Source organism: Halomonas sp. H5 (genome assembly GCF_050613175.1).
GTDB lineage: Bacteria > Pseudomonadota > Gammaproteobacteria > Pseudomonadales > Halomonadaceae > Bisbaumannia > Bisbaumannia salifodinae.
Genome location: NZ_CP192510.1, coordinates 1,658,064 through 1,670,470, shown reverse-complemented (window position 1 = coordinate 1,670,470; position 12,407 = coordinate 1,658,064). Strand labels below are relative to the sequence as shown.

The following is a 12,407-nucleotide window of genomic DNA, read 5'->3' as shown; positions in this document are numbered from 1 at the left end:
GAGCCCGCTCATGTCTCGCGCTATCGACATCCCTGCCGCCGACGGCACCATCGACGCCCATATCTTCACGCCCGCGGGCGCCGCAGGCCCACTGCCGGCCGTGGTGCTGTTCACCGATATCGGCGGCCTGCGCCCCTGCTATCACGAGAAGGCCCAGCAAATAGCCGACAACGGCTACGCCGTGTTGATGCCCAACGTCTACTACCGCGATGCGCGCGGCCCCGTCGTACCGGAGGGCAAGTCCTTCCGCGATCCGGAGGTCCGTCCGACGCTGCTCGAGTATGCCGGCCACCTGACGCCCGAGGCGCAATCCCGCGATTTCCTCGCCCTCCTCGACGGCATCGATGGCGCGGCCGAATTCGCGGCTGGCAAGCTGGGCGTGGTCGGCTACTGCATGACCGGCGCCTTCGCGCTGCGCATAGCGGCCGAACACCCCGACCGGGTGGCCGCCGCGGCCGGCTTTCACTCGGCCCGGCTGGCGGGCGCCGACGACCCGAACAGCCCCGTCCAGGTGGTCGGCAGCATCGCGGGGCGCGTCTATCTCGGCCACGCCGACCAGGATGAGCTGCTGCCCGCCGAGCAGATCGCCCGCCTGGACGAGGCGCTGGCCAAGGCCGGCGTGCACTTCACCACGGAGCTCTACAAGGGGGCGGCTCACGGCTTCACGGCCAAGGACGCCCCCGCCTACGACGCGACCGCCGACGCCCTGCATCACAAGCGCCTCGTCATGCTTCTGGAAGAGACGCTGTAGCGGCTGCTCACGGACAAGGCGCCTGACGCCTATGCTGGAATATCGAGACACGCGAGGCGGGTGGCCGCCCCGCGCGCCCCTCACCAAGGAGCCCCCATGCCCAAGCGCCTGCTGATCGTCGCCCATGCGCCCTCCCCCAATACCCTGAGGCTGCGCGAGGCCGCCGAACGCGGCGCGCGCCATCCAGACGTGGAGAACGTGGAGGTGGTGGTCAAGGCGCCCCTGGAGGCGGGCCCCGAAGATATCCGCGCCTGCGATGCCATCCTGCTCGGCACCACCGAGAACCTGGGCTATATGAGCGGGGCCCTGAAGGACTTCTTCGATCGCAGCTACTACCCGGTACTGGAGAAGAAGCAGGGGCTGCCCTGTGCCCTCTATGTGCGCGCCGGTCATGACGGCACCGGCACCCGGCGGGCGGTGGAGGGCATCGTCACCGGGCTGCGCTGGCGCTGGGTGCAGGAACCGCTAATCCTGCGCGGCGACTGGCAGGAGGCCTTCGTCGAGCGGGTCGAGGAGCTGGGCCTCACTCTGGCCGCCGGGCTGGAGAGCGGCATCCTCTGAAGGGCAAGGCTATGCTTTGGCTAAGCATCAGCGCCCCCCTGAAGGAGATGCCTTATGCCTCGCCAAAGGATGGTATCGCACGCCCTGAGCAAGCTGGGCGCGGCCTTGTCCCTCACGGCCCTGCTGGCCAGCGGCCCTGCCCTCGCCGATGAATTGGTGATCGCCACGGCGAGCCCGGCCGGGGTCTACCATATCACCGGGCGCGCCCTGTGCAGCCTGGTGGATATTCCCTGTGAGGCCCGCACCAGCGGCGGCTCCGCCGCCAACCTGACCGCCCTGCGCGACGGCGAGGTACCGGTGGCCCTGGCCCAGTCGGACCTGCAGCACTATGCGGTAACCGGCAGCGCGGGCTTCGCGACGGCGGGCCCCGACCCCAACCTGCGTGCCATCGCCGCGCTGCACGGCGAGCCCTTTACCCTGGTGGTCCGCCGCGACAGCGGCATCACCGGCTTCGCCGACCTGCGCGGTCGCTCGATCAACGTGGGCAACCCCGGTTCGGGCCAGCGCGGCACCATGATGACCCTGCTCGAGGCCTGGGGCTGGAGCCTGGGGGATTTCCGCCCCGCCAACGAACTGCCCGCCGACCAGCAGTCCCTGGAACTCTGCCACGGCAATATCGAGGCCATGGTCTATACGGTGGGGCATCCCAACCCCTCCATCGCCCAGGCGGTGCGGCTCTGCGACGCCATCCTGGTGGAGGTCGGCGGCGAACCGGTCGACCGCCTGGTGGCCGGCACCCCCTACCTGACCCGGGCCACCATTCCCGCCGGCCTCTATGGCGACGACCAGCCGGCGGTGGAGACCTTCGGCGTCCGTGCGACCCTGGTCACCTCGGCGGCGGTGGACGAGGCGTTGATCTACCGCCTGGTGGCGGCCCTGTTCGACAACCTCGATACCTTCAAGGCCTTTCACCCCGCCTATGCCGATCTGAGCCCGGAGACGATGATTCGCGAGGGGCTCAGTGCCCCCCTCCACGAGGGAGCGCTCCGCTATTACCGGGAGCAGGGCTGGATCGAGGACGAGGCCCCCGCCCCGGAAACCGAGGCGTTCAGTGCCCCAGGCGCCGATAGAGGGTCGAGCGACTGACCCCCAGGGCCCGGGCGGCGGCGGTGACGTTGCCGTCGTGGGCCTCGAGGGTACGCCGCATATGCGCCTGCTCGAGATCCCGCAGGGCCTGGGTATCACTCTCTACCGCCTGTGCGGCCAGGTTTGGCCGGCCGAGCGACAAGCCGCCCGCCAGCTTGCGCTGCCAGCGCGGCGAGAGCGCCTCCAGGGTCAGGCTGGCCAGCTCCGGCTCGGCGCCCACCAGGGCCACCTCCAGGCAGTGTTCCAGCTCCCGCCAGTTGCCCGGCCAGTCGTAGGCCGCCAGGCGCTCGCAGAGCGCCTCGTCGAGGGCCAGCTCGCGGCGATGACGGCGACACAGCGCCGCCCAGCGGTGGCGAATCGTCTCCGCCAGTTGGTGCTGCTCGCTGAGCGTCGGCAGCTCCACCACCACCCCGGCCAGCCGGTAGAAGAGGTCCTCGCGGAAGTCGCCCGCCGCGACCCGCGCCTCCAGGTCCCGGTGACTGGCGGCGATCACCCGGCAGTCGATGGGCACCTCGCGGTGATCGCCCAGCGGCGTGACCACCCGCTCCTGGAGCACCCGCAACAGCCGCGCCTGCAGCGCCAAGGGCATGTCGCCGATCTCGTCGAGCAGCAGGGTGCCGCCATTGGCCTGTACCAGGCGCCCGCCGTAGCCGCCCTTGCGGGCGCCGGTGAAGGCGCCCTCGCCATAGCCGAACAACTCCGCCTCGATCAGGCTCTCGGGCAGGGCCGCGCAGTTGAGCGCCACGAAGGGGCCATTCCTGTCGTGCAAGCCACCGAGGCCGGCATGCAGCGCCCGGGCCAGTTGCTCCTTGCCGGTGCCGGTCTCGCCCTGCAGCAGTACCGGCAGCCCCGCCGCCAGGGCCCGCGACGCCCGCCGTGCCTCCCGGGCCAGGGCCTCCGGCCAGCCGGCCACCAGGTCATCCAGGGCCCGGCCCCGGGCCGGTGATGGCTTGAGTGAGGTGACCGGCACCACCACCGGGGCGCTATCACCCGCCTCGCCATCCAGGGTCGCCGGCTGCCAGGCCTCCGGGGGATTGAGACGCCCCACCAGCTGGCCACCGGCCAGGTCCAGCCCCAGCAGCGCCGAGCGTCCCTCGCACTGGCGACGCATCTCGCCCCAGGCGCTTCCCAGCAGCGCCTCGATCGACTGGCCGATCAGGCTCGCGGCCTCGCGCCCCAGCCACTGGGCGGCCTGGGGGTCCACCGCCAGGATCAGGCCGGCGTCGTTGATCGCCACCAGGCCGCAGGCCACGCCGTCCAGCTCGGCCAGGGAGGCATGCACCTGGAGCACCCAGCGCTGCTGGTAATGATCGCGAAATAGCTGCTGCTCCAGGGCCCCGGTGAGCTGCTGCACCCGACGCAGGAAGATCTCCGGGCGCGGATGATCGGCGGCGAAGGTGAGGTCGATCAGCCCCAGGCAGTCGCCGCCCACATCGAACAGCGGCGCGGCCACGCAGGAGACCGGGTTGTCGGGAAACAGCAGATGCTCGCTGGACTTGACCAGCACCGGGGCGCGCTCGATCACCGCCAGGGCCGGGGCATTGGTGCCAAACCAGCGCTCGTCCAGGTTGATGCCCGGGGCGATGCAGAAGTGGTCGTTGATCACGAAGCGCTTGCCGTAGCTCTTGAGCACGGTGGCATCGGGCCCCGCCAGCAACAGCTGGCAGCCGCGCAGGTCATCGGCGACCCGCCTAACCAGGGGGTCGGCCAGCTCGATCAGGCGGCGATGCGCATCGCGCCGGTCGCGCAGCTCGCCGCCGCTGAGCCGGGGCAGTTCCGGCAGCCTACCGGGGCGCAGGCCGTGCTCCAGGCAGCGTTGCCAGGAGCGGCCGATGGTGGCGTCGAGCAGGTCCACCGGCAACTGGCCGCGGCGCAGCCGAGCATGGGCCTGGCGCATCACATCGGAGGTCCGCAGGGCGGCCTTGATCGGCATAGGTCTCTCCCGGTGGGTCGCGGTGTCCCAGGATGCGACAGCCGTCCTGTCCGGCGACGCGACACCCGGGAGCCGCCTCGGAGGCGAACCCTCAACCCACTGTTTTCATTGTGATTATTTTTCATCCCAAAGCTGGCATGGGACTTGCTATTCGAGTGCTAGGCACCCTTGGCGCCTCGAACGGTCTGCCAACAATCATAAATCAGCCCCACAGGAGCACAACCATGACGCAGCCCTCCGCCGCCATTCAGTCCTGGCTGGACAAGAGTCACGCCCTCTTTATCGGCGGCCGGTGGCTCCCCGCCGCCGGCGGCCAGACCCTGGACGTCTACAATCCCGCCACCGCCGAGGTGATCAGCCGGGTCCCGGCGGGGGACGCCGCCGATATCGACGCCGCGGTAAGCGCCGCCCGGGAGGCCTTCCGCACCTGGCGCAGATCGCGCCCGTCCCAACGAGAGAAGCTGCTGCTGGATCTCGCCGACGCCCTGGAGGCCCGCGCCGACGACTTCGCCCTGCTCGAGACCCTGGACAACGGCAAGCCGGTGACCTTCTCGCGGCATATGGACGTGGCCCTGGCCATTGACTTCATCCGCTACACCGCCGGCTGGGCCACCAAGATCGAGGGGCGCAGCATGACCCCCTCCATGCCCTTCGTCCCCGACGACAAGCAGATCGTCGCCTATACCCGCCGCGAGCCCATCGGCGTGGTGGGGGCCATCATCCCCTGGAACTTCCCGCTGCTGATGGCGGTGTGGAAGGTGGCCCCGGCGCTGGCCGCCGGCTGCAGCATCGTGCTCAAGCCCGCCGAGGACACCCCGCTCACCGCCCTGCTGCTGGCGGAGCTGGCCGAGCGGGTGGGCCTGCCCGCCGGCACCCTCAATGTGATCACCGGCCTGGGGCACACCGCCGGGGCGGCGCTGGCCGGCCATCCGGGCATCAACAAGGTGGCCTTCACCGGCTCCACCCCGGTGGGCAAGCTGATCGGCCACGCCGCCATGGAGAACATGACCCGCACCACCCTGGAGCTGGGCGGCAAGTCGCCGGTGATGGTGCTGGCCGACGCCGATATCGAGGCCGCCGCCGCCGGCGCCGCCCAGGCGATCTTCTTCAACCAGGGCCAGGTGTGCACCGCCGGCTCGCGGATCTATGTCCACGAGTCGATCCATGACGCCTTCGTCGCCAGGCTCGCCGAACAGGCCCAGGGCCTGACCCTGGCGCCGGGCTGGGAACCCACCACCACCCTGGGGCCACTGGTCTCCGCCAAGCAGCAGAGCCGGGTCCTGGAGTACATCGACCAGGCCCGCAGCGACGGCGGCACCATCGTCACCGGCGGCGGCAAGGGCAGCGACAGCGGCTACTTCGTCGAGCCCACGGTGATCACCGGCCTGGCCCAGGAGAGTCGCTGCGTGCAGGAGGAGATCTTCGGCCCGGTGGTGGTGGTGCAGGCCTTCCGCGAGCTCGACGAGCTGGTGACGCTGGCCAACGACTCCCCCTACGGCCTGGCCGCCAGCCTCTGGTCCAACGACCTCGCCGCGGTCAATCGCCTGGTGCCGGAGATCGAGGCCGGCAGCGTCTGGGTCAACGGCCATAACCTGCTGGACGCCAGCATGCCCTTCGGCGGCTTCAAGCAGTCGGGGATCGGCCGCGAGCTCAGCGACTCGCTGATCGAGCATTACACGGAGCAGAAGTCGGTCGTAATGATCGTCTAGGGAAACACTGATTTACTGCTGCGCTCGATATCCTGGCCGCCGGCGGTGCTCGCAATCCTCATTGAGCACCCAGTCAACTCCGGTTGCTCCGCTCCGGCGGCGGCCAGCCTCTCATCGCTCGCGACGTAAATCAGCGCTCCCCAACTCTTAAACGTTTGTTTTTGAAACGCTAACCCAAGGGACACTCCCATGCATAACAACAAGAACTTCCGGCGTCTGCCGACGACGCTGGGCGGCCTGCTGCTGGCCGCCGCCCTGCCCGCCCAGGCCTATGAGATGGCCGATCTCGGCCATGCCACCGTGGATATCGACCTCCAGGCGCTGCTGGGCGCCTTCCATAGCGACCGGGGCTATGCCACCGGCGCCGCCGAGCCGGGCCGCTACCGTTGGCAAGAGGGCGTGGTCACCCTGGGCGCCGAGCTCAACCCCAAAGAGTCCGGCCTCTATGGCCGGGTCAGCACGGTGGGCACCGCCACCTGGGGCGATGGCGACGCCGCCGGCTTTACCTCCGGCAGGGAGCGCGAGCTGGACCTGGAAGATGCCGTCGTCGGCTACCGCAGCGAGGCCCTGGGTGGCTCGTCCTGGTCCCTCGACGTCTCCGCCGGGCGCCAGCCGATCACCCTGGGCGAGGGCTTCCTGGTGGCCGGCGATGCGCTGAGCCTGGGCGACGCCCTGGGCGAGGAGCTCGACCGCGGCGGCGCCTACTACCTGGCCGGGCGCAAGGCCTTCGACCGCACCGCCGTGGTGGCGCTGGGCCGCGACGGCTGGCGGGGCCAGCTGGCCTGGTTCGAATCGGACAACCCGGCCCAGGCCAGCACCGAGATGGCGGCGTTCACCCTGACCCGCGAGCATGCCCATGGCCTGGTGGAGGCCAGCTACCTGCGCGGCCTGGGGGTCGACGAGGGCGAGGCCAGCCCCTTCCTGGCCGAGCGCGACGGCATGGACGTCTACGACCTGCGCGTCGAGCAGCGCCTGCTCGACGAGGCCCTGACCCTGCGCGGCGAATTCGCCCATCAGCGCAAGGACTCCCGCGAGAATGCCTGGGCCCTGGAGCCGGCCTGGACCTTTAGCGAGCTGCCCGGCCAGCCGACCCTGTCGCTGCGCTACAGTCGCTTCTCCGAGGGCTGGGACGCGCTCTTCTACGGCTTTACCCGCGGCTACGGCACCTGGTTCCAGGGCGAGGTGGCGGGCAACTACGCCGGCCCCTTCAACAGCAACGCCGAGGCGTGGCGGCTGGGCCTCACCGGCTCGGTGAGCGAGAGCCTGCACCTGGGGCTGCTGGCCTACGACTTCGAGAGCCTGGATACCGCCGACCAGCCCGATATGGGCGGGCGCGAGCTCAACCTCTACGCGGAGTGGCTGCCCAGCGACTGGCTCTATGTCTCGCCGCTGCTGGGCTGGTACAGTCCCGACAGGAGCGCGGCCGAGGGTGGCATCCAGCTCGGCGACGACGAGACGTCCTTCTATGCCCAGCTACTGGTGGGGGTCTTCTTCTGATGCATGATGAGGCGGCCGGCGAGGTGCTGATCGCCGGCGGCGGCCCCGCCGGGGCCGCCCTGGCCATGCTGCTGCATCGCGCCGGCCGGCGGGTCACCCTGGTGGGCCGCATCCGTGACTACCGGGCCATCGAGGGCATTTCCCGGCGCAGCCTCCAGGCCCTGGCCGGCCTGGGGCTGCGTCGGGCCACCGCCTGCGCGGTGGGTCCCCTACCCCGGCGGGTCACCTGGGGCGGCGAGGCGCGGGCGCCCAACGCCGAGTGGCTGTTGCCGCGTCCGGCCTTCGATGCCGCCCTGCTGGCGGACCTGCGCGAGGCCGGTATCCCGGTGATCGAGGCGCGGATCACGGCCCTGGCGAGTGATGGCGACCGGGCGCGGCTTCACCTGGCGGATGGTCGCGTCCTGAGCGCGCCCTGGGGGGTGGAGGCCCGGGGCCGGGCGGCGGCGCGGCGCCAGTTCCGCGATGCTGCCCCCTGGTCGACCCCGGCCTGGATCCTGCGCGGCGCGGCCACCGAGCCCACGCCGGCCAGCGCCGCCCTATCGCTACCCGGCAGCGGCTGGGCCTGGTGGTCGCGGCTCGCCGGCCAACAGTACCTGCAACTGGCCCTGCCGGAGGCCACGCTGCGCCGGGCGCGGCGGGATCCCGACGCCTGGCTGGCCGCCCAGCCCGAGCTGGTCCCGCTCTGGGGCCAGGCCGGAATTCGTCACCACTACCGGCGCCCCAGCCTGCTGGGGCGCACCCGCGTGCGGGAGGGGCGAGTGTGGCGCCTGGGGGATGCCGCCATGGCCATCGATCCCCTCTCCGGCCAGGGCATCTTCAATGCGCTCTCCTCGGCCCATGGCCTGGCACCGGTGCTCAATAGCCTGCTCGAAGGGCAGCCCATCGCGCCCCTGGAGCGCTTCCATCAACGCCGCCAGGATGCCCAGTTCTGGCGTTTCGCCCGGGCCGGCCGCGACTTCTATCGCCAGGCCGCTTATCCAGCATCGATCACCACCGACCCGGCCCCCTACTGGGCGGCGCGCTGCCACTGGCCCGACCATCAACCGCTTCACCTGCCGGAGCCCTGGGCGCGGGTCCGGGTGGCGCGGGGACTGGCCATCGTCGGTACCCGCCTGGACGAGCGGGAGCTGGTCGTAACCCCGGACCAGCCCCTGGGCATCCAGGCGGTGGCGGGCATCCCCCTGGCGCCCCTGGTCCGGGCCATACAGGATGGCGACCAGGACGCGGCCCAGGCGCTATTGATCGCCGCCGGCCCCGCGGCCCCGGCGATTATTCGCTGGTGGGCCGATCATCCCGACTGGCCCACCCTACCCGCGCCCTTCTCTTCCGGTGCCACGGCCTCGTCGCCGGCCGGCTCCGCCAGCCAGTAGCCCAGGGCATGGGCCGCGGCGAAGCTGGCCCCTCCCAGGGGCGACGGCATGCCCGCCGGCGGCGGCCCCATCTGCCAGGGCTGCCAGGCGACCCCCTCCTCTTGCACCTCCTGGGCCGCCCAGACGCAGGCGTACCAGCGCCCGTCGCGGCCTCGGCGTGGCGGCCCCGGCACCAGGCCCGCATCGCCGCTGACCGCCATCACCCCGGGCCAGGCCGCCGGATAGACCGGCGCCCCGAAGCGCGGGCTCGAGGCGACGATTCGGGTGCCGGCGGCCTGGAGCCGCGCCACCGCCGCCCGCAGCCGGGCATCGGCCCGGGGCAACCCCAGGCTGCACAGCAGCCAGGCCGGCGGCGCCTCGGCCTGCCACTCGAAGGCCGCCGCCAGGGCGGTGGCATCGGCGGTGAGCCGATCCTCGAAGAGCTTATAGAAGGCGAGTCCCCGTCGGCTCGGGTCAAGGTAGTGGCCCAGGGTGGCGAGGATGGCCCGCCCATGACCCAGGCGATCCTCGGCATCGCCGCCAACCGGCGAATGGAAGCGTGCCAGGGGCGTGCCGGGAGGCACGCCGCTATCGATTAGCCCCAGGGTCGGTGTTAGGGCCGGTATTAGAGACATGACGCCGCCTCCCCCGCGACCAACCGCCCGCCCTCGAGGCGGTAGCGGGCATCCAGGTTGCCGAAGTGGTCGCCCTGGTGGCTGATGATCAACCGGGTGGTCTCACCCAGCACCTCGTCGAGCAGGGCATCGAAGGCCCGGGCGGCCGCCGGGTCCAGCGCCGCGGTGGGCTCGTCGAGCAGCACCAGGCGCGGCTTCTTGAGCAGCGCCCGGGCCAGGGCCAGGCGCGCCCGCTGGCCGCCGGAGACCTTGCCGCCCAGGTCGCCCAGCTCGGTGGCCAGACCCTGGGGCAAGGCGTCGAACCACTCCCCCAGCCCGACCCGCACCAGCGCTTCGCGCAGTTCCGCGTCACTGGCCCCGGGGGCCAGGGCACGCAGGGTCTCGGCCAGGCTGCCGCGCAGCAGGCTGGGGTGCTGCTCCACCCAGGCCACTCGCTTGAGCCAGTGACGGCGGGCGAGCGCCTCGAGCGGCACGCCATCGACGCGGATCTCCCCCGCCTCGGGGGCCTCCAGGCCCAGCAGCAAGCGGATCAGGCTGCTCTTGCCGGCGCCGGAGGGGCCGTCGATCAACACCTTGTGACCCGGAGGGAGCTCGAGGTCGACGCCACCCAGCAGCCAGTCGGCCTGGCCGGGATGGCGGAACCGCAGCCCCTCGAGGCGGATCTCGCCGGGTCCCGTGGGCCATTCGCCCCGGTAGGGATCGCGCATGGCGGGCTCATCGAAGAGTTCGGCGAGGCGTGCCGCGCTGACCCGGGCCCGCTGCCAGCCGCCATAGAGGCCGAGCAGGCCACCGATGGGCGCCATCACCATGCCGAGATAGGCCAGCAGGGCCACCAGCTCGCCGAGCCGCAGGCGTCCCTGGATCACCAGATAGCCGCCCAGCAGCAGCACCCCGGCCCGGGCCAGGGCGAGGATCAACTGGGGCCCCATGTCGCTGAGGAAGCCCACCCAGCGCACCGCCAGGAGGCGCCGCAGCTGCTCGTGGCCGAGCCCCTGGAGGCGATTGAGCCGCGCCGCCTCCAGGGCCTGGCCCTGGAACCAGGGGCCAAAGGCCAGGGTGTCCTGCCAGAAGCCGGAGATGTCACCGCTCTGCTCTCTGAGCGCCTGCTGGCGACGGGTCAGAGCCGGGCGCCAGGCGCGCAGCCACAGCCACTGGATCGGCACCAGCACCGCCACCAGGAGCATCAGCAGGGGGCTGAACAGGCCGATCATGGCCAGGGCACCGACCAGTCCCAACAGGTTGGAGAGCCCGCCGAGCAGGCCATCCAGGGCGAAGCCCTGGAGGATCGACAGGTCACCGTCGAGGCGACTCATCAGGTCGCCCCGGCCCCGGGCCTGCCAACGCCCCGGGGCCAGGCGCAGCAGGTGACGCAGCAGGGAGCGGCGCAGCGACAGCAGCAGCCGGGCAGAGAGTGCCACATGCTGCAGGCGGGTCAGCCCCTGCAGGCCCAGGGCGGCGAGCCCCACCGCCACCAGGGCGGCCACATAGGTCGCCACCGTGGCAAAGTCGCCCTGCATCAGGCCCTGGTCGATCAGCCGCTGGGTGAGCAGTGGCGGCAGCAGCGCCAGCAGGGTCGCCACCAGGCTCAGCGCCAGCAACCGCGCCAGGGCCAGGCGCCGCGCCTTCAGCGGCCGATAGAGCCAGCCCCAGGGCAGGCTTCCCGGGTCGCGGGCAGGGGTAGGGTCGTGGCCGGGCTCGGGCATGGGCAGTTCTCCAGCAAAAAGGGCCGGTCGCTTTCGTAAGCGCCGGCCAAACGGACCACACAATCGCGATCTAGAAGCGGGCGACTTTCAGGGTCGCCGTACTCATATCGCCGGGCAACTCGATCCGTCCCAGGTCATTGAAGTCGTCATCATAGATGGCGATATCGCTGGAGGCGCCCCCCAGATAGATCCGCGAGCCGTCGTAGGAGGTGTTGATGACGTAGTAGGTGTGGTCGAGATCGATCACCTCGACGATCTCCCGGGTCTCGGCGTCCAGTTTGCTGAGCTGGGTATAGACGCCGTAGAAGGTGTCGCGATCGCGAGGGTCGGAGACCATCGAGAAGATGATGAACTCGAAGGGGGCGATCTCCTTATTCTCGGTCTCGCCGCTGGCCAGGTCGACCCGGCTGATGCCCCAGTGCCAGGCCTCGTTTTCCTCGCCGGGATGCTCCGCCACCGTATAGGGACGCAGGAACTCGTTGGTCACCTCGCCGGTGGACCACATGGCCAGGGAATCCGGGGGGCTGAAGCCGGGGCGGTCCCAGTGGCGGTTGGCGATGGCGATCTCGGTGTCGCCGGTCTCGGGGTCGACCCGGTAGATGTCCGCTCCGGCGAGATACAGGGCGCCGTCCTCGGCGGCGGCCATGGTGGTCACCTGGCGCGGTGCCGGGAAGGTGGCGAGGGGCTCGGCGTCGAGCCCCGCCGCGGTGTCATAGACCGCCAGTTGGGGCGCCAGCACCTCGTAGCGATCGCGGTGCAGGCGCACCCGATCCTGCACCGTATAGAGGCGGCTGCCGTCGGGACTCAGCGCCAGGGAGGCCATCGCCTTGGCGCGCACGTCCCCAGTGGACTGGCGGGCGCGGAACACCTCCTCGCAATTGGTGAGATCGATGCCCACCACGTCCTCCCAGCGGTTATGCAGCACATAGGCGGTGCGCTCGTCCGGGGAGAGCTGCAGGGTGCCGGAGCCGAAGTCGCCCTCCACGTCACAGCTGCGCACGATCTCCCGGGCCTCGGGGTCGATCACATGCAGCTGGTTGGGGCGGGCCATGGTCACCAGGTACTCGCGCACCGGGTCGGCGCCGGCCTCCTCGGCCTCGGCAGTATCGACCAGCAGGGGCTGGGCGGCGAGGGCCAGCAGGCCCGCCAGGGTCAGGTTGAGTCGCTTCTTCATCACAGGGCT

General features: G+C 71.0%; 10 protein-coding genes. 6 read left to right on the top strand and 4 right to left on the bottom strand.

Annotated elements, in window-relative coordinates:
* Positions 1 to 10: 10 nt before the first annotated feature.
* The 3 genes from ACQ1W9_RS07685 to ACQ1W9_RS07675 all read left to right on the top strand — a co-directional run bounded on the left by ACQ1W9_RS07685 (position 11) and on the right by ACQ1W9_RS07675 (position 2,398).
* Positions 11 to 751 carry a dienelactone hydrolase family protein gene (locus ACQ1W9_RS07685; protein WP_431026049.1) on the top strand — a complete coding sequence of 247 codons (741 nt, stop codon included), beginning with the start codon at positions 11 to 13 and terminating at the stop codon, positions 749 to 751.
* Positions 752 to 847: 96 nt separating this feature from the next.
* Entirely contained in the window at positions 848 to 1,312 is a 465-nt protein-coding gene (locus ACQ1W9_RS07680) for a flavodoxin family protein (protein ID WP_431026048.1), read from the top strand.
* A 54-nt stretch (positions 1,313 to 1,366) separates the two neighbouring features.
* On the top strand, positions 1,367 to 2,398 hold the full coding sequence (locus ACQ1W9_RS07675; RefSeq protein WP_431026047.1) for a TAXI family TRAP transporter solute-binding subunit: 1,032 nt from the start codon (positions 1,367 to 1,369) through the stop codon (positions 2,396 to 2,398).
* On the opposite strand, the gene ACQ1W9_RS07670 is transcribed toward ACQ1W9_RS07675, so the two are convergent.
* Positions 2,361 to 4,331, bottom strand: a complete 1,971-nt coding sequence (locus ACQ1W9_RS07670) for a sigma-54-dependent Fis family transcriptional regulator (RefSeq protein WP_431026046.1) — start codon at positions 4,329 to 4,331, stop codon at positions 2,361 to 2,363. The genes ACQ1W9_RS07675 and ACQ1W9_RS07670 overlap by 38 nt on opposite strands.
* A 224-nt stretch (positions 4,332 to 4,555) precedes the next feature.
* Here ACQ1W9_RS07670 and ACQ1W9_RS07665 point away from each other — a divergent pair, with 224 nt between their 5' ends.
* From ACQ1W9_RS07665 to qhpG, 3 genes are all read left to right on the top strand, one after another.
* Complete coding sequence (locus ACQ1W9_RS07665; RefSeq protein ID WP_431026045.1) at positions 4,556 to 6,040, top strand: aldehyde dehydrogenase family protein; 1,485 nt, start codon at positions 4,556 to 4,558, stop codon at positions 6,038 to 6,040.
* A gap of 189 nt (positions 6,041 to 6,229) precedes the next feature.
* Complete coding sequence (locus tag ACQ1W9_RS07660) at positions 6,230 to 7,537, top strand: hypothetical protein (RefSeq protein WP_431026044.1); 1,308 nt, start codon at positions 6,230 to 6,232, stop codon at positions 7,535 to 7,537.
* A complete protein-coding gene (qhpG, locus tag ACQ1W9_RS07655; RefSeq protein ID WP_431026043.1) occupies positions 7,537 to 8,907 on the top strand; it encodes a flavin-dependent monooxygenase QhpG in 1,371 nt (456 codons plus the stop codon). Before ACQ1W9_RS07660 ends, qhpG begins: the two co-directional genes overlap by 1 nt.
* Here qhpG and ACQ1W9_RS07650 read toward each other — a convergent pair.
* The 3 genes from ACQ1W9_RS07650 to peaD form a co-directional block, all read right to left on the bottom strand.
* Entirely contained in the window at positions 8,826 to 9,521 is a 696-nt protein-coding gene (locus tag ACQ1W9_RS07650) for a S8/S53 family peptidase (RefSeq protein ID WP_431026042.1), read from the bottom strand. The two genes, qhpG and ACQ1W9_RS07650, sit on opposite strands and share 82 nt — an antisense overlap.
* On the bottom strand, positions 9,512 to 11,224 hold the full coding sequence (locus ACQ1W9_RS07645; protein ID WP_431026041.1) for an ATP-binding cassette domain-containing protein: 1,713 nt from the start codon (positions 11,222 to 11,224) through the stop codon (positions 9,512 to 9,514). Before ACQ1W9_RS07645 ends, ACQ1W9_RS07650 begins: the two co-directional genes overlap by 10 nt.
* Positions 11,225 to 11,294: 70 nt before the next feature.
* On the bottom strand, positions 11,295 to 12,398 hold the full coding sequence (gene peaD, locus ACQ1W9_RS07640) for a quinohemoprotein amine dehydrogenase subunit beta (protein WP_431026040.1): 1,104 nt from the start codon (positions 12,396 to 12,398) through the stop codon (positions 11,295 to 11,297).
* Between the last annotated feature and the right edge of the window lie 9 nt (positions 12,399 to 12,407).

Bases quoted from the DNA above. Each gene is read 5' to 3' on its own strand.
- ACQ1W9_RS07685 (WP_431026049.1), top strand. From the start codon at position 11: ATGTCTCGCGCTATCGACATCCCTGCCGCCGACGGCACCATCGACGCC.
- ACQ1W9_RS07680 (WP_431026048.1), top strand. From the start codon at position 848: ATGCCCAAGCGCCTGCTGATCGTCGCCCATGCGCCCTCCCCCAATACC.
- ACQ1W9_RS07675 (WP_431026047.1), top strand. From the start codon at position 1,367: ATGCCTCGCCAAAGGATGGTATCGCACGCCCTGAGCAAGCTGGGCGCG.
- ACQ1W9_RS07670 (WP_431026046.1), bottom strand. From the start codon at position 4,331: ATGCCGATCAAGGCCGCCCTGCGGACCTCCGATGTGATGCGCCAGGCC.
- ACQ1W9_RS07665 (WP_431026045.1), top strand. From the start codon at position 4,556: ATGACGCAGCCCTCCGCCGCCATTCAGTCCTGGCTGGACAAGAGTCAC.
- ACQ1W9_RS07660 (WP_431026044.1), top strand. From the start codon at position 6,230: ATGCATAACAACAAGAACTTCCGGCGTCTGCCGACGACGCTGGGCGGC.
- qhpG (WP_431026043.1), top strand. From the start codon at position 7,537: ATGCATGATGAGGCGGCCGGCGAGGTGCTGATCGCCGGCGGCGGCCCC.
- ACQ1W9_RS07650 (WP_431026042.1), bottom strand. From the start codon at position 9,521: ATGTCTCTAATACCGGCCCTAACACCGACCCTGGGGCTAATCGATAGC.
- ACQ1W9_RS07645 (WP_431026041.1), bottom strand. From the start codon at position 11,224: ATGCCCGAGCCCGGCCACGACCCTACCCCTGCCCGCGACCCGGGAAGC.
- peaD (WP_431026040.1), bottom strand. From the start codon at position 12,398: ATGAAGAAGCGACTCAACCTGACCCTGGCGGGCCTGCTGGCCCTCGCC.